This window comes from Bradyrhizobium sp. CB2312 (assembly GCF_029714425.1).
Classification (GTDB): Bacteria; Pseudomonadota; Alphaproteobacteria; order Rhizobiales; family Xanthobacteraceae; genus Bradyrhizobium.
Window position 1 is genome coordinate 805,275 of record NZ_CP121668.1, and the last position, 17,266, is coordinate 822,540.

Annotated in this window: 11 protein-coding genes, 1 tRNA gene and 1 pseudogene; 5 read left to right on the forward strand and 8 right to left on the reverse strand. The window is 64.3% G+C overall.

Translation table 11 applies throughout. The features are described 5' to 3' along the window. Positions 1 to 81: 81 nt before the first annotated feature. The 5 genes from QA642_RS03820 to rpmH all read right to left on the reverse strand — a co-directional run bounded on the left by QA642_RS03820 (position 82) and on the right by rpmH (position 3,717). Positions 82 to 453 (reverse strand): DUF423 domain-containing protein, encoded by a 372-nt coding sequence (locus QA642_RS03820; protein ID WP_283086795.1) that lies wholly within the window; start codon positions 451 to 453, stop codon positions 82 to 84. Then, a complete protein-coding gene (gene yihA / locus QA642_RS03825; protein ID WP_283083456.1) occupies positions 453 to 1,106 on the reverse strand; it encodes a ribosome biogenesis GTP-binding protein YihA/YsxC in 654 nt (217 codons plus the stop codon). Before yihA ends, QA642_RS03820 begins: the two co-directional genes overlap by 1 nt. Before the next feature lie 182 nt (positions 1,107 to 1,288). Further along, a complete protein-coding gene (gene yidC / locus QA642_RS03830) occupies positions 1,289 to 3,139 on the reverse strand; it encodes a membrane protein insertase YidC (protein WP_283083457.1) in 1,851 nt (616 codons plus the stop codon). A gap of 16 nt (positions 3,140 to 3,155) precedes the next feature. Next, the gene (gene rnpA / locus QA642_RS03835; protein WP_283083458.1) at positions 3,156 to 3,554 is read right to left on the reverse strand and encodes a ribonuclease P protein component; all 399 of its coding nucleotides are present in this window, start codon (positions 3,552 to 3,554) and stop codon (positions 3,156 to 3,158) included. A 28-nt stretch (positions 3,555 to 3,582) separates the two neighbouring features. Continuing rightward, positions 3,583 to 3,717, reverse strand: a complete 135-nt coding sequence (gene rpmH / locus QA642_RS03840) for a 50S ribosomal protein L34 (protein WP_008542748.1) — start codon at positions 3,715 to 3,717, stop codon at positions 3,583 to 3,585. Positions 3,718 to 4,097: 380 nt separating this feature from the next. On the opposite strand from rpmH, the gene QA642_RS03845 reads away from it, so the two are divergent. Then, on the forward strand, positions 4,098 to 5,597 hold the full coding sequence (locus QA642_RS03845) for a HAMP domain-containing sensor histidine kinase (RefSeq protein WP_283083459.1): 1,500 nt from the start codon (positions 4,098 to 4,100) through the stop codon (positions 5,595 to 5,597). Positions 5,598 to 5,898: 301 nt separating this feature from the next. Then, positions 5,899 to 5,975 (forward strand) — tRNA-Arg (locus QA642_RS03850). Positions 5,976 to 6,109: 134 nt separating this feature from the next. Here QA642_RS03850 and QA642_RS03855 read toward each other — a convergent pair. After that, positions 6,110 to 6,403 (reverse strand): annotated as a pseudogene (locus QA642_RS03855) (recombinase family protein); the annotation flags it as partial. Between the two features lie 898 nt (positions 6,404 to 7,301). Here QA642_RS03855 and QA642_RS03860 point away from each other — a divergent pair. From QA642_RS03860 to QA642_RS03870, 3 genes are all read left to right on the forward strand, one after another. Next, positions 7,302 to 10,142: an autotransporter domain-containing protein gene (locus QA642_RS03860; protein WP_283083460.1), complete on the forward strand. Its 2,841-nt coding sequence runs from the start codon at positions 7,302 to 7,304 to the stop codon at positions 10,140 to 10,142. Positions 10,143 to 10,264: 122 nt separating this feature from the next. Beyond that, complete coding sequence (locus tag QA642_RS03865) at positions 10,265 to 10,963, forward strand: hypothetical protein (RefSeq protein WP_283083461.1); 699 nt, start codon at positions 10,265 to 10,267, stop codon at positions 10,961 to 10,963. Between the two features lie 490 nt (positions 10,964 to 11,453). Beyond that, positions 11,454 to 11,684 carry a PRC-barrel domain containing protein gene (locus QA642_RS03870; protein WP_283083462.1) on the forward strand — a complete coding sequence of 77 codons (231 nt, stop codon included), beginning with the start codon at positions 11,454 to 11,456 and terminating at the stop codon, positions 11,682 to 11,684. A gap of 265 nt (positions 11,685 to 11,949) precedes the next feature. On the opposite strand, the gene QA642_RS03875 is transcribed toward QA642_RS03870, so the two are convergent. Together QA642_RS03875 and QA642_RS03880 are read right to left on the reverse strand one after the other, a co-directional pair. Next, positions 11,950 to 12,270 carry a hypothetical protein gene (locus QA642_RS03875; RefSeq protein WP_283083463.1) on the reverse strand — a complete coding sequence of 107 codons (321 nt, stop codon included), beginning with the start codon at positions 12,268 to 12,270 and terminating at the stop codon, positions 11,950 to 11,952. A gap of 145 nt (positions 12,271 to 12,415) precedes the next feature. Next, entirely contained in the window at positions 12,416 to 17,239 is a 4,824-nt protein-coding gene (locus tag QA642_RS03880) for an NAD-glutamate dehydrogenase (protein WP_283086796.1), read from the reverse strand. Positions 17,240 to 17,266 lie beyond the last annotated feature (27 nt).

The window sequence follows — 17,266 nt, forward strand, 5'->3', positions numbered from 1 at the left end:
GCGTAGCCCGGATGGAGCGAAGCGAAATCCGGGGCCGGTGTCTGCGGTAAGAACCCCGGATTGCGCTTCGCTCCATCCGGGCTACGGACTGCGCTTCGCCGCCACCGCGGACAGCGTCACCGCGAGCCAGCCCAAAATCATCACCGTCCCGCCGGTCGGTGCGGCCATGGGAAACAGCGAGTGCCCGGCATATTGCCGCAAGGTGAGGTCGCCCGCGAACAGCGCCGCGCCGATCACGAAACCGAATGCGGCAATGAGCCCAATTCCGCCATGCAGAAGGCCGCGCGCGAGCAGGGCCGCGGTCGCGAGTATGGCAGTCGCATGAAACAGCAGCATGGCGCTGGCGGCGGCAAGCCGGCTCGCATCCGCGCCGTGCGCGGAGGCGGCGGCCAGCGCGACGCCGACGGCGCCCATCAAACCGGCAAGCCCAATCAGCAGGCGGTGCGCCAGCATCACGACGCCCGCTCTTCCAGCAGCTTCGCCATCGCGGCGCGCAGCTCGGCCATGCCGGTTGAGCTGCGCGAGGAGGTCGCGAGCACGTTCGGGAACGCGGCCGGATGCTTTGCCAATGCGGCCTCGGTCTCGGCGATGCGTGATTGCAGCTCGGAGGCCTTCACCTGGTCGGCCTTGGTCAGCACGATCTGGTAGCTGACCGCGGAGCGATCGAGCGTCTTCAGGACTTCGAGATCGACGTCCTTCAGCCCATGCCGCGCGTCGATCAGCACGTAGACGCGCGCGAGGCTGGCGCGGCCCAGCAGGAATTTGTGGATCAGCTCGGTCCAGGACGCGACCTGGCTCTTCGGCGCCTTGGCATAGCCGTAGCCGGGCATGTCAACGAGGCGGAGGTCGCTCTTCCCGGGGACCTCGAAGAAGATCAACTCCTGGGTGCGGCCCGGCGTATGCGAGGTGCGTGCCAGCGCATTGCGACCGGTGAGCGCGTTGATCAGGCTGGACTTGCCGACATTGGACCGTCCGGCAAAGGCGATCTCCAGCCCCGCCATCGGCGGCAGCGTTTGAATCGACGGCGAGGCCCAGATGAACTGCCAGTCGCGCGCGAACAGCTTTCGTCCGGCTTCGATCAGTCGCTCGTCTCTCTTCTCGTCCATGAGAAGGGTCTATCCTCTCGTCATGGCCGGGCAAAAGCGCGAAGCGCGTCTTTCCCAACCAAATGTCCCGGCCATCCACGTCTTCACGGAGCCAGCTTCCAAAACGTGGATGCCCGGGACAAGCCCGGGCATGACGATGTGGAGGCATTGTGCCCGCATGACCGGGCACGCTTCGTGTGAAGCTACGTCGCCTTCCTGGCGAACGTCGCCTTGAGATTGTCGAATAACTCCACCTTCACGCCGTTGCGGCGCATGATGAAGCTCTGCTGCAGCACCGAGAGCAAGTTGTTCCAGGCCCAGTAGATGACGAGACCCGCCGGGAAGCCCGCCAGCATGAAGGTGAAGATCAGCGGCATCCAGTTGAAGATGATCTGCTGCGTCGGATCCGGCGGCGTCGGGTTCAGCTTCATCTGGAACCACATCGTGATGCCCATGATGATCGGCCAGATGCCGAGCGCGAGGTAGTGGCCGAACACCGGGATCGTGGTCGGATCGACCGGGATCAGCCCGAACAGGTTGAAGAGGTTGGTCGGATCCGGCGCGGAGAGATCCTTGATCCAGCCGAAGAACGGCGCGTGCCGCATCTCGATAGTGACGAACAGCACCTTGTAGAGCGAGAAGAACACCGGGATCTGGATCACCACGGGAAGACAGCCGGCGACCGGATTGATCTTCTCCTTGCGGTAGATCTCCATCATCTCCTGCTGCTGCTTCACCTTGTCATCGGGATAGCGCTCCTTCAGCGCCTGAAGCTGCGGCTGGATCGACTTCATCTTCGCCATCGAGGCGTAGGACTTGTTCGCCAGCGGGAAGAACAACAGCTTCACGATCACGGTCACGAGCAGGATCGAGATGCCGAAATTGCCGAAGAAGCGGTAGAAGAAGTCGAGGCCGAGGAACATCGGCTTGGTGATGAAGTAGAACCAGCCCCAGTCGATCAACAGATCGAAATGGTTGAGGCCGAGCTCCTTGTTGTAGCCGCCGAGGCCGGCGAACGGGAACACGCCGACGACGCCGGCTTCCTTGGCACCCGCGAACAGCCGCGCGTTCGCGGTGGCCGTGCCACCGATCGCGACGGTGACGGGATCGAGCAGATAGTCGGTCTGGTAGGTGTGGACGTTGCCGGTGAGGTTCGAGGAGAACTTCGCCTGAAGTTGCGCGCTGGTGTCGGGCAGCAGCGCCGAGGCCCAGTACTTGTCGGTGATGCCGAGCCAGCCATTGGTGGCCTTGAAGTTGACCGTCTTGGCTTCGTCGATCTTTTTGTAGGCGTATTCCTGCAGGCCGTGCTCGCCGAGATAGCCTATCAGGCCCTCATGCAGGATGTAGTAGCCCGAGACCTGCGGCGTGCCGTGGCGGGAGATCAGCGCGTAAGGGTAGAGCGTGACCGGCGCATTGCCGACATTGCTCACGTCGTCCTTGATGGAGAAGAGATAGTGGTCGTCGACCGAGATGGTGCGGCGGAAGGTGAGACCTTCGCCGTTGTCCCACTTCAAGACCACAGGCGTCGTCGGGGTCAGGCTGCCGCTGCCGTCCTGCTGCCAGATGGTCTGGGCATCAGGCATCTTGGCGGTCACGCCCGTGGCGGCCACCCAGCCGAACTCGGCGTAATAGGGCTCAGCCGTGCCCGAGGGCGAATAGAGGATGATCGGTGGCGATTTCGGGTCGACCGTCTCGCGGTATTGCACCAGCGCGAGGTCGTCGATGCGGCCGCCCTTCAGCGAGACGCTGCCGGCAAGCCGCGGCGTGTCGATCTTCACGCGCGGGCTGGCTTCGATCGCGGCGCTGCGGGCAACGACCGGCTGGGCCTGCTGGTTGCCCGGCGCCGCGGCGGGCGCGGGCGCATTGCCGGCCTGCGGCGTCGCGCCCGGCGTTGCGGTGGCGGTCGGCTGCGGCGTGTTCTTCTGGAGCTCGGCCTGCGCCTGCTGCTGGGCGCGCTGCTTCTCCATCTGCGGCACGTTGTAGAAATATTGCCAGGCGATCAGGACGAGGCCCGACAGAATGACGGCGAGGATGGTATTGCGATTGTCGGTCATCTCTAATGTCTCGTCATCAATCCGGTTTGCGGCCGGCAGGCGCGGTGGCGCCTGGCCTCTGGCCGCGTCCCTTTGCGGGTGCTTTGGCCGTATGCCGCGCGGGCTTCGTGAACGCTATGCGCAGATCGTCGAGCATGGTGGCGAAGTCGCGCGAGAGCGCGTCCCTCCGGCCGACCAGTACATAGTCATGATGGGGCTGCATCGACACCGGATCGAGCCGCTTCACCAATTCGCGAAGCCGGCGCCGGATGCGATTGCGCTCGGGGGCGTTGCCGTTCTTTTTTGTAACGGTGAAGCCGATCCGGATCGGACCAGAATCGTCGCGGCGGCGGCTTTGCAGGACGAACGCGGGACTATTCGCCCGCGCGCCATTGGCAACGGCGAGGAAATCCGCCCGCTGCCTCAGCCGATCCATGATGAAATCCCAAAAATGGGGGTCCGGCTCAGGCGCTCAGACGCTTGCGGCCGCGGGCGCGGCGGGCGGCGAGGACCTTGCGGCCGCCGGCAGTGGCGAGACGGGCACGGAAACCGTGACGGCGCTTGCGCACCAGTTTGCTGGGTTGATAAGTCCGCTTCACGGGTTTTTCTCCGCTGACCGGGCAATTTGCCTGTAGAATTGATGGTAAAGTCCGGAAGATGCGGCCCAAAACGGGCCCTTTTCGGCCCCAAGAGAGCCGCTCCCGGCGTCACACCGGGTCATCGCGGACAATTCGCGCGGCTTATAAGGGAGCGTCTTGTTTTCGTCAACGCCGCAAGAACGCGCTGTTCCGGTGAATATCGCTGTTTGTGCGGGGTTTTTAACCCTTGAGGTGGCGACTCGCCGCGTCCGTGATTACATCCCACCTCGGCAGATTAGCGATCTGTAATTTGACCGGGCGGGGAGCGGACCGCATCCTTCCTCAGCCAGATCGTTCACCAAGCAAGTTGTTCACTCGGCAAGGCAGCGAGGACGAATTTCGTGGCAGCGACAGACCTCCAGCCGATCCAGGATGCGGATCAGCGGGACCCGGCGGCGACGCGGCCGCGGGGGCCTGACGGGCTTGGGCTGTCGGGCAAGCTGCTGCTGCTCACCGTGCCCCTGGTGATGATCGCGGCCATCCTGCTCTACGTGCCCGCCATCGCCAACTTCTGGGTCAACCGCCTCAACGACCGCGTCGCGGCCGCCAACACGGCGGCGCTGGTGCTGGATGCAGCCCCGCTCGGCATGGTCCCCGATTCGCTGTCGCGCGAGATCCTCAAGAGCATCAATGCCCGCGCCGTCGCCATCAAGATGGGCCAGCAGCGCCGTCTGCTCGCCAGCGACAATCTGCCTACCACGATCGAGCATGACGTCGACCTGCGCGACATGAGCGTGTGGGAGGCGATCACCGGCTCGTTCCAGATGATGCTGGAGACCGGCAACCAGCCGATCCGCATCGTCGGGCCCGGCGTCGGCAATGCCCAGTTCGTCGAGATCGTGACCGACGAATTGCCGCTGCGGCAGTCGATGTACCGCTTCTCCCGCAACGTCGTGGTGGTGGCGCTGATCATCGGCGTCCTGACCGCGGGCCTCGTCTATCTCGCGCTCCATTATCTGTTCGTGCGGCCGATGCGGCGGCTGACCGCGAGCCTGGTCGGCTTCCACGAGAACCCGGAGAGCTCGGCGCGCATCATCGTGCCGAGCCAGCGCAGCGACGAGATCGGCGTCGCCGAACGCGAATTGTCGGACATGCAGCGCGACCTGATGTCGATGCTGAATCAGAAGAGCCGGCTCGCCGCGCTTGGTCTTGCCGTGTCCAAGATCAACCACGATCTGCGCAATCTGCTCGCCTCGGCGCAGCTTCTGTCCGACCAGCTCGCCAGCGTGCCCGATCCGCGGGTGCAGCGCTTTGCGCCAAAACTGGTGCGCTCGCTCGAGCGGGCCATCGCCTTCTGCCAGTCGACGCTGTCCTACGGCCGCGCCCAGGAGGCCGCGCCCGACCGCCGCATGATCCTGATCGAGCCTGTCGTGCTCGAGGTGCGCGAAACGGCGGGGCTTGCCAGCGATGCCTCGATCGCCTGGGTCGCCGCGATCGAGCGCGGGCTCGCCATCGATGCCGATCCCGATCAGCTGTTCCGCGTGCTGCTCAACCTCGTCCGCAACGCCGCCCAGGCGCTTGAAAGCCATTCCTCGGGCGATGGCGGCGCGCAGCAGATCCGGATCACGGGAAAGCGCGAAGGCGCCGTCGCGATTTTGGAGGTCTCCGATACCGGCCCCGGCGTGCCGCAGAAGACGAGGGAACACCTGTTCGAGGCGTTCCAGACCTCCGGCCGCCCCGGCGGCAGCGGGCTCGGCCTTGCGATCGCCGCCGAGCTGGTGCGCGCCCATGGCGGCGAGATCCATCTGGTCGAAGGCACCATCGGCGCCACCTTCCGCATCGTCATCCCCGACCGCCCCGTGGAACTCCTCTCCATCCGCAACGAGCGGCAGAGGGCGTAGTCGGCCGGAGGCCGAGTAACGACGTCATTCCGGGGGCAATCCCAGCTCTCTCCTCGTCATTCCGGGGCGCGACGAAGTCGCGAGCCCGGAATCCATAACCACCAGCTGGGGTTATGGATTCCGGGCCTGGCCCTTCGGGCCATCCCGGAATGACGGCCAAACCGTCATCTCCCTGCAAAATCTCCCCATCCCGGACCTTGCCAATCGGGACAAGAGCGGTTAGTCAGAGCGCTCTTTCGCACCCCTCCGGCGCTGTCCGGAGGCTGCGTGTGGGCTAAAGCCCGCACAATCAGCGAAAAACGCGCCCGTAGCTCAGCTGGATAGAGCATCAGACTACGAATCTGAGGGTCGGACGTTCGAATCGTTCCGGGCGCGCCATTTCGGTACAACACTGGGCACTCCAAAACTTGCCGTTTTTGCGCTCGAAGCAGCGACGAGCGTGCGTAGGAGCGCGCTTTTCGACCCCATGATGCGAACTTCTTTCGCGTCCACTTCGACGCGCTGAGCCAGTGGCCGCGCTGTTCGGCGGCTTCCACGACGCGGTAGCCGATCGGCGGTAGCGCGCCATTCCAGAAGCCTTGCCGCGCATTCTCCTTCATCGCCCGCAGCGTGTGCTTGGCGTTCTCCTTGGACTGGTATTCGTCGACCAGCGCCATGATCTGGCGGATCATGTTGCTCATCGGATCATCGCCGAGCTCCTGGGTGATCGACACCAGACGGACGCCGTTCTTGGCCAGCCGGCGGACGTAAAACTCAAGCTGGAACTGGTCGCGGAAGAAGCGGCTGAAGCTGTGGACCAGGATCACGCACGCACCCAGACAGCACGCACACGAATGCCGAAGCGATGAAAAGTGCTCGTAGCATAGTTTCCTTAGCCGAATAGAAGGCGTCGATGCAGTGATGGAATGAAGTCGGACGGTCAACCAAAACGGAAATCCCTTTGATCGCATATCTTGCGGACGATACCGTCGCCTCTTGGCCCATCACGCCGTTACCGGGATCAATCGTAAGGGCCGCTGTCGAAGGGTAACCGGACCAGCCGCGAGATCGGGAAGACCGCCGCCTGTGAGCAGGATCGGAGATCATCGCAGATTGTGAGGTCGGAGCGCTTGATCGGTCGCTGCATCATAGCGCCACGGCGAAGCAATAGTGCCCATCTTCATCGGCCGTGGCGCGCCATTTCACCGCCTGCGCGGCGGCAGCAACGTTTCCGCTGATAGTCCCATTCAAATGTCAAAGAGCCTAAGCGGGCGCAGCACGTCGCGTTCTCGCGACGGGAATCTACCCGAGTTGCGCTTGCTTGCATCGCCTTCCCCAAGAGGAGGGCGCAGGGAATGCCGGGTGCAGGCCGCACCCATGGCCCGCTTGCAACAAAGAAAGCGCAGGTGGCAGTCACCACAGGTTCAGCCGGAACGACCGGCATTCCCTGCGGGATGGTTTACGGCTTTGACGTGGTCTCCCTGGAGTGCCGGGCTTGTTAGCCTCCGTCGCTCTCGCGAACGTCTCGCCAACGGAAACGCTGAAAGGCAGATTTCAAAAAATTTCAGAATGTTCCCGTCGCTTTGTCTGGACGTCCCCCCGCCCGAATGAGACGTAGAGGCTGCCGCGGCAGCCTCGAATCTTCGGCTGCCCGGCGCGCGGGGCTGTGCGAGGGGCGTGATGTCGCGGATTGTAAAGCATAAAAAGAGTGCGTTGCGAGCCGCCTTGCTGGCCTCGACGGCCCTGGCGGTGATGCTGCCGGCCACGGGGCCGGCGCGTGCACAGAACGCGACCTGGCTGCTCAACCCGGCCACCGGCGACTTCAACACCGCCGCCAACTGGGTCCCCGCGACGGTGCCGACCGGCACCGCCGTCTTCGGCGCCTCCAACAGGACCCTGCTGACGTTCTCGGCCGACACCTCGGTTGGCGGCTGGACGTTCAACGCGGGCGCGTCGAACTATCGCTTCTTCACCGGCCATCTTCTCCTTTTCCAGGGCGCCGGCATAGACATTCAGGGCGGCAGCGCCGCCATCACCAATACCGGCGAACTGCGTTTCACCAACACCGCCACCGCCGGCAGTGTCGCCATCACCAATAACAGCGCCCTGAATTTTTTTGACACCAGCACAGCCGGCAACGCCGCCATCACCAACAACCGCGGCCTAATTTTTTTTGACGCCACCACCGCCGGCAGCGCCACCATTACCAATGGCAGCTTCGCCAGTCTGTTTTTTGCGGCCTCAACCACCGCCGGCAGCGCTGTTATCACCAATACCAATAGCGGCACTGTGCAGTTCCTGGACAACAGTACGGCCGGCAACGCCGTTATCACCAATAGCGGCACTGTGCAGTTCCTGGACAACAGTACGGCCGGCAACGCCGTTATCACCAATAGCGGCACTGTGCAGTTCCTAGACAACAGTACGGCCGGCAACGCTGCCATCACCAATACCGCTTCCGGCAGCGTGGATTTCACCGCCTCGACCGGGCCCAACAACGATCACAAGCTCAGCGCCGGCTCGCTCGACGGCAGCGGCACCTTCAGCCTCGGACGAAACGAACTGACGGTCGGCGGCAACAATCGCTCGACCAACGTCACCGGCGTCATCAACGACGGCGGCCTTGGCGGCTCGCTGGTGAAGGCCGGCACCGGCACCATGATCCTGTCGGGTATCAACACCTACACCGGGGGCACGACCGTCTCGGCCGGCACGCTGCAGATCGGCAATGGCGGCACCACCGGTTCGATCGTCGGGAATGTCGCCGACAACGGCACGCTCGCCTTCAACCGGTCGGACGCTGTGAGCTTCGGCGGCGTGATCTCCGGCACCGGCGCGTTGCAGCAGAGTGGCACGGGCACGCTGACGCTATCGGGCGTCAACACCTATACCGGGGCCACTACGGTCAACAGCGGAACGTTGCGCGCTGGATCCGCGGATGCGTTCGGGGCCAGCAGCACGTTCGCCATCGCCGCCGGCTCGTTCCTGGATCTGAATGGTTTCAATAGGACGTTCGGTTCCTTGAGCGGCGCCGGTACCGTTACCGGCGCCAACAGCACGATCACCGGGACGTTCGCGCCGGGCAACGGCACGCCGGGCTCGTCCATGGCAATGGTCGGCAACCTCGCGTTCCAGTCTGTCGCGCAATACCTGGTGCGGATCAATCCGGCGACGGCGAGCTTCGCCAACGTCACCGGCACGGCGACACTGGGCGGCGCGACGGTCAATGCGGCATTCGCCCCGGGCAGTTATGTCGCCAGGCAATACACCATTTTGACGGCCGGCAGCGTCAGCGGCACGTTCAACACCGTGGCCAACACCAACCTGCCGTCGAACTTACACACCACGTTGAGTTACGACGCCGGCAACGTCTTTCTGAACCTGGCGTTGAGCTTCGCGATCCCGTCGGGCCTCCAGGGCAACCAGACGAAGGTCGGCAACGCGCTGACCAATTTCTTCAACACGACCGGCGGCATCCCCATGACGTTCGCGGCGCTGACGCCGGGACAATTGACGCAGGCCTCCGGCGAGGGTGCAACGGGTTCGCAGCAGACCACGTTCGGCGCGATGAACCAGTTCATGGGCATCATGACCGATCCGTTCGTCGCCGGGCGCGGCGACGCCGTCGGCGCGCCTCCGCTTGCTTATGCCGAAGAGCATTCGGTCGCGAACGCCTATGCGATGTTCACCAAGGCGCCGCTCGCCAACCATGACGATCCGCGCTGGAACGTCTGGGCGGCGGGCTTTGGTGGATCGCAGAGCACGGATGGCAACAATGCGCTGGGATCCAACGCCACCACGAGCCGTCTGGTCGGGACCGCCGCCGGCGCCGATTACTGGGTTTCGCCACGGACGCTCGCCGGCTTCGCGCTGGCCGGCGGCGGCACCAGCTTCAGCGTGACGGGTGGCGGCAGCGGCCGCTCCGACCTGTTCCAGGCCGGCGCCTTCGTCCGCCACACGGTCGGCGCGGCCTATCTCTCGGGCGCGCTGGCCTATGGCTGGCAGGATGTCACCACCGATCGCACGGTGACGATTGCCGGCGTCGACCGGTTGCGCGCGCAGTTCAACGCCAACGCCTTCTCCGGCCGTGCCGAAGGCGGCTACCGCTACGTGACGCCGTGGATCGGCGGCGTCGGCCTCACGCCTTACGCTGCCGCGCAGTTCACGACCTTCGATCTGCCCGCTTACGCCGAACGGGCCGTCTCCGGCGCCAATACCTTCGCGCTGGCCTACGGCGCGCAGAGCGTCACCGACACCCGCGGCGAGCTCGGCCTGCGCGCCGATAAATCCTACGCGATGCCGAACGCCGTCCTCACCTTGCGGGGGCGGGCCGCATGGGCCCACGACTTCAATCCGGACCGCGCCATCGGCGCCACCTTCCAGACGCTGCCCGGCGCGAGCTTCGTCGTCAACGGCGCGGCCCAGGCCGCCAATTCCGCGCTCACCACCGCCTCCGCCGAAATGAAATGGATCAACGGCTGGTCGGTGGCGGCAACCTTCGAAGGCGAGTTCTCCAACCTCACCCGCAGCTATGCCGGCAAGGGCGCCGTTCGCTATCAGTGGTGAGAGATCCAGAAACTATAATGTAATTTCAAATACAAACGAGTTCGCAGTCTTATTCCGAATGGCGCGCCATTTCATTCTCCGTACATGCGCCATAGGCGCATTCGATTGTCCTCCCCTCCACCATGCGCGCCGGCCTCATCGTTCTGACCGTGTTCGTCTGTGCAAACTTTGCGCAGGCTGCGGGCAGCCGGGCGCGCCTAGCTGCTGCGCTTGCGATCTTTGTCGCCGAACTTGCTGCCGAAAAGACGCTCGGTCCGTGCCTCATCGACGGCGATACATGGATGGAATATGCGGTTCCCGTCGGCCTCGCACGAAAATACCTCCGCCTGAGGGCGCACGAGGACGTTGCCCCCGTGCCGCCGCCCCCGCCGATCGCTACGCTTGACCCGGACGGCGCGCGACGCGAAGTCTTTTGCAGCAAACAGGAAAGTCGCGCACGTCGCGACGCGGCGGTCGCCACCCTTCGGCCGGGAGAGCGGACCGTCCACCTGACCCTCGGCTATGCATTCCCGGTATTCGATGCCGCGGTCCACACGGCGATTGTCATCGTCGGGCGCGACGTCAACACGTGGCATCGCGGCGATGGCGGCTCCGACCCGCGGTCGTCAGGGGAATGTTTGGCATCGCGCATGTCTACAGGAAGCGCGGCGACCGCTGGGACCTCATCGTCGACGAGGAGGTCTGTTCGGGGCTTTATTGACCAGGAAATGCTGACGACGCTCTTCGAGTTTTGCGCACTGTACCTGGGCACCAATACGCCAGCCGGCGGGCATGGTTCCCTCTGGTATTGTTTAGGACCTTTGGGGCGCGGCGAGCGTTAAGTCGATAGCACCGGGGCAGGACCGCGAACCCCGGAGTTCGGATCATGAGCACGATCCCTGCGGACCTCGAAAGAAAGTTCGAACAACGGTGGGCCGCCAGATTGGCGCGACCCGTTCCACCGGCTCCATTTGTGCGCCCCGCCTGTCCGAGGTGCAAGGCCCAGATGATGCTCGTCAGCATCGAGCCAGAAAGCCCAAGCGTGGACTTGCACATGTTTCGATGCGCTGTTTGCAATCACGAACTTACGATCTTCGCAGCGCATGAAGATGCAATGCATTCCAAGGCCCTTGGCCGCTGGCTTCAAGGCGATTTACACCCACGGAAGTAACCCACGCTGCAAGTCGTGGCCGAAGGCGAGATGCCGCGGCTGCCAGAAGGTTTCAGGGGTGAGCTCGACAAGAACGGTTGGTCGACTTGCACGAAGCGGCGATGTCCTCAATGCATCCGCCGCTCTGACTGGTCTTCACCAACCCGCCGGCCGGGTATGGCATGACTATGTCCGATGACTGGACCAAACGAGCGACGAGCATCCTTCGAGAACTTCATGCTGCTGAGGCAGAGCTAATCGGCAGGGGTATTATCCTGACCGACGGTAAGGCGGGGACGGTTGATCACGTCTTCCTTGACGAGGTGCACGGGCTCCGGATCTCGATCGGTGGCCACGACGGCAAGTGGCCGATTTCGACTGTGAAGCTTCTAGACTCCGGTTCCACCGGATAGCGCAGGCAGTCGATCCTGGGATTGACCAAGAAGGCCGCTGTCGAGGGGTAACCTAACCGGACCACCCTGCGAAACAGGGGAGACAGCCGGCGATGACGAGCAGCGGAAGGATCGTAGGCCGTCGCGGCTGGAGCGAGTAGTCGGCCATCGCATCACAGCGCTACGGCGAAGTAATAGTGCGCATCTTCATCGGCCGTGGCGCGCCATTTCCGCTTCGCTTGCGATGCCGCCAATCAATGGTGGCCTTTGCTGCGCTTCCCGTGGCTTACGGGATCCTTGCGGCGACGTTGGGCCGGTTCTGTTTGAGCCAGGCAACGGCCTCGGGTCCATCGACGACGCACTCGAAGGTTTCCCAGGTCGGGTCCTCCAGGGATTCCGATTGCAGTCGCTTCACCGCATATTCGACGAGGTCGTGCAGGCCTTCGTATCCCCGTCGGTGCTCGAGGGACTCTGCAATCGCCGTGCTGGTCCATCCTCGTTGGGCCAAATCGACGATGCTCGGAGGATCAGCCTCGCTGAACCACGGCGTGGCATCGAACTCGATGCAGCGGACATTGTCGGCGGTATGGCAAGTGGCGTGGATCATTGGATTCCGCCGTCCTGCGCTAAAGCATGATCCGGAAAAGTGCGTAGCGGTTTTCCGAAAAGATCATGCTCAAACAACAACCTAAAGCGCGATGATGATTCATCTTCATGCCATCGCGCTCTAGCATTGCACGTCTCGCACGCCCTCAGGCTTTGACCAGGTCCCCCAGCAGGTTCGCCGCCACCATCAGCTTGGCGAGCGTCAGGCCGCCGGCGGCAATCTCTTCGACCGCACGGCGGATGCGCGTCGCCTCGGGATGAGCTGCAAGCCAGGTCTCCGCAGCCTGCTGACCGGATTGGCCGATCGTCAGCATGTCTGCGGCCAGGCGTCTTTCGGCAGCCGCGATCAGGTCGACGGCGCGGTCGATGGCGAGGCGTTCGAAATGATCGCCTGCCGGCACGTTGCGCGCAGCGGCGGTGATGCGGTCGAGACGGAAATTGGCCTCGGCGGCAAAGAACGTCGCGGCGGCATCACCGATGCTACGGCCGGTGCGCTCGGCGACCGTCACGATATCAGGCGCCGAGACCAGGGCATCGAGATCGGCGAGCTCGCCGGCAAGGCCGGCCGGGACGCCAGCTTCGGTGAGATCCTGCCGACGCTTGCTGCGCACGGCCTGCATGTCCGGTGGCAAGGAATTGTCGAGGGAGGCTCTGATCTCCCGGATACCCGGGCCGAAACGCGCGATCACTGCCTCCAGGCCATCCCCAAAATCGACATTGCGCACGTACCAGACCATGCGGGAGAGCAGGAGATCCTGGATCGCCGCGTAGAGGCTGAGCTGCAACTGTCCGTCGATGAGAGTGTCGAGCGCGTCGATCGCGTCATTAAGCCGCCTGAGCTCGTAGATCGCGTCCACCGCCACCTGGGCCATGACGATGGTCGAGATATCGGCGTCGGTCTCGTCGGTCAGGCGCACGATGCAGGCCGGGCCCCCGCGGTTGATCACGGCATTGACGAGACTGGTCGCGATGATCTCGCGTCGCAGTCGATGGAGCTCGACCGCGGCCGGGAATTTGTCGAGAACCTCGCGCGGAAAATACAGCGACAGTCTGCGGGCGAGATAAGGATCGTCAGGCACGCCGGTTTCGAGCAGGTCACTGTAGAGCGTCAGCTTGGCATAGGCGAGCAGCACGGCGAGCTCGGGCCGTGTCAGGGACAGCCCGCGCCTGGTCCGTTCGGCGATCGCGGCGTCGTCAGGCAGGAATTCGACGGCGCGGCTGAGCAGGCTGCGTTGCTCGAGCGACTGCATCAGGCGCGTGAGGAAGCCGGTCTCGGCCACGCCCTTGCGTTCGGCGAGCGAGAGCGCCAGCGTCTGCAGATAGTTGTTGCGCAGGACCAGCTCACCGACTTCGCCGGTCATCGCGGCAAGCAAGGTGTTGCGGTCAGCCGGGCTGAGGCGTCCCTCGCGCTCGGGGCGCGCCAATGCGATCTTGATGTTGACCTCGACGTCGGACGTATTCACGCCGGCCGAATTGTCGATCGCGTCGGTGTTGAGCTTGACGCCCTTCTGCGCCGCTTCGATGCGGCCGCGCTGGGTGACGCCGAGATTGGCGCCTTCGCCGATCACCCTGGCGCGAACGTCGCTCCCGCTAATGCGGATCGGATCGTTGGCGCGGTCGCCGGCCTGATCGTCGCTCTCCGCCGACGACCGGACATAGGTGCCGATGCCGCCGAACCACAAGAGGTCCGCGCGCGCCTTCAGGATCGCCGTCATCACCTCGAAGGGCGTGGCCTGCTCCTTGTCGAGATCGAGCAGGGCGCGCACTTCGCCCGCGAGCGGGATCGCCTTGAGCGAGCGCGAGAACACGCCGCCGCCCTGCGAGATCAGCGATTTGTTGTAGTCCTGCCAGCTCGATCGCGGCAGGTCGAACAGGCGCTTGCGTTCGGTGAAGCTGATCGCCGGATCCGGCGAGGGATCGATGAAGATGTCGCGGTGATCGAACGCGGCAACGAGCTTCGTCGCCGGCGAGAGCAGCATGCCGTTGCCGAAGACGTCGCCGGACATGTCGCCGACGCCGACCACGGTGAAAGGCATGGTCTGAATGTCGGTGCCGAGCTCGCGGAAGTGGCGCTTGACCGCCTCCCAGGCGCCGCGCGCCGTGATCCCCATCTTCTTGTGGTCGTAGCCCTGGCTGCCGCCGGAGGCGAAGGCATCGCCGAGCCAATGGTTCTTCTCGGCCGAGATCGCGTTGGCGACGTCGGAGAAGGTGGCGGTGCCCTTGTCGGCGGCGACGACCAGATAGGGATCGTCGCCGTCATGCCGCACGGTCAAGTCGGGCGGCACCACGATGTCGCCGTCGAGATTGTCGGTGAGTTCGAGCAGCGAGCGCACGAAGATGCGATAGGCTTCGGTGCCCTCCGCGAGCCACGCCTCGCGATCGGAGGGCGGCGGCAGGCGCTTGGGCACGAAGCCGCCCTTGGCGCCGACCGGCACGATCACGGCGTTCTTGACTTGCTGCGCTTTCACGAGGCCGAGGATCTCGGTGCGGAAATCCTGCGGCCGGTCGGACCAGCGCAAGCCGCCGCGCGCAACCTTGCCGAAGCGCAGGTGAATGCCTTCGACGCGCGGTGAATAGACGAAAATCTCGTAGAGCGGTCGGGGAGGGGGCAGATCCTCGATCTTGCGCGCGTCGAACTTGAAGGAGATCACCGGGCGCGGATGTCCGTCCGCGCCGACCTGCCACAAATTGGTGCGGATGGTCGACTGCACCAGATTGGTGAAACGGCGCAGGATGCGGTCTTCATCGAGCGAGGCGACGGATTTGAGCTGCTCCTCGATCTCGGCAAGGAGAGTTATCTCGCGCGCCGAACGCTCGCGATCGGTCAGGACGAGGCGCGGATCGCGGCGGGCCTGGAACAGCGCGACGAGGTTGGCCGTGATCGCGGCGTTCTTGCGCAAGGTCTCCCACATATAGTCCTGGGTGAACGGTGCGCGGATCTGGTGCAAGTAGCGCGACAGCGCCCGGATGGTCGAGACTTCCCGCCAGCCCAGAGCCGTTCGCAGGATCAAGGCATTGTACCCGTCGGATTCGGCGCGATCGGTGACCACCGCCATGATCGAGGCCTCCAGGCGGTGGCTGAAGTCCCTGCTGATCTCGATCGGCTGGCCGTCGCTGGTCTCGATCGTCATGTCGTGCAGCCAGACCGGCTCGGGCCTGTTGCCGGGCACGATCTGATAGGTGCGTTCGTTGACCACGCGCAGGCCGTGATTTTCGATCACCGGCACGCGGTAGGACAGCGACAGCGGCGCGGCATCCGAAAATACCTTCAGGCCGAAGCGCCTGGGATCGTCCTCCTCGAAGCGGTGAACCGAAATCGTCACCGGGCGGGCTGGCGTGAGCCTCTCGACGGTGGCGATATCGGCGATCGCCTGTTCCGCCGTGGAAGCCTCGGTATAGCCGCCGCTGAAGGCTTGGGCGTAGCGATTTGCGAGCATGCGCGCCCGCATGCCGTCAGTCGACGCAGTCAGCGCGGCCTTCAGCTTGTCGGCCCAGGTCGCGGCAATGGCGCTGATCCCGGCTTCCAGCGTAGCGCGCTCGACGGCGGGGGTCTTACCTTCATAGCGTCCGATGATGTAGTGGACGCGCGCCAATGCTCCTTCGGGGAAGGACACGTAGGAGGCCGACAGTGTCCCCTTGTAGCGCTGCGACAGGAAGGCGCCGACGCGCATGCGCACGTCGGTGTCGTATTTGTCGCGCGGAATGAACACGAGGATGGAAACGAAGCGGTCGAACTTGTCGACCCGCGCGAGCGCCCGGACGCGGGGGCGCTCATAGAGGATCAGGATCTCCATGACGAAATCGAAGAGGGTGTCGACGTCGATCTGGAACAGCTCGTCGCGCGGATATTCCTCGAGAATATGCTGGAGAGCCTTGCCGGAATGGCTGTTCGGGTCGAAGCCGGCGCGCTGGAGCACCCGCGATACCTTGTGGCGAACATAGGGGATCTGTCGTGCCGAGCGCGTATAGGCACCCGAGGTGAACAGGCCGACGACTCGCAATTCGCCCTCGAGCCGGCCGTCGGGCGTATAGAGCTTGATGCCGACATAATCCATCCGGATGCGGCGATGAACGCGGCTGCTCACATTGGCCTTGATGACGATGAGCAGGGTCGGCTCGCGCATGAACTCGCGAATCTCCGACGTCATCACCACCATTTCGCTGCCGCGCCGCAGGACCTTAACATCGGGATCGCGGAGGATGCCGAGGCCCTCGGCCGTCGTGATGTCGTCCGACGCATCGCGGCCGGGCAGGAAGCGATATTCGCGCACGCCGAGAAAGGTGAAATTGTCCGCGCACAGCCATTGCAGGAACTGGTTGGCCTCGGCGACCTCGTCGATCGGCAGCGGTGGCGGATTGGACGAGAACGTCTTGATCGCATCCTCGACGCGGTCGCGCATGGCGCGCCAGTCCGTGACGCAGGCGCGCACGTCGCTCAGCGTCCTGGTGAGGCCGTCAATCAGCCTCTCGCGGTCCGCGTCGGCGTCCAGGCGGGTGATGTGGAGGTGAATCAGGCTCTCTCGCGCGCCCTTTACCCCTTCCGGCAGTGTCTCGCCGTAGAAGCGCAGGAGCTTGCCTTCGTCATCGCGCTCCACCGCGATGATGGGGTGAGCGACGAGGGCGACTTCGATGCCCTGCTCGGTGAGCTCCGCCATGGTGGAATCGAACAGGAAGGGCATGTTGTCGTTGAGGATTTCGAGCACGGAGATCTCGCGCCCGTCCGGCATCAGCGGATTGACGACGCGGATATCGGCACGCCCCGCCGTGCGCCGCTGCACATGCTCCCAGGCTTGCTCTGCCAGGAAGGCAAGCGAGGAGGCATCGTGACTGGCGAGATCCTCGACATTGGTGAAGGCGAACAGAAGCTCGGCAAAGCTTGGGGGAGCCTTGCCCGGCTGCACGCTTCCGGCTGCTTCGCGGATCAGAGTTGCCCGGGCCTTGTCGTCGCGCCATGCCATAGCGTCCTCCATGTCCCAGCCGACGAACCGCAATGACGG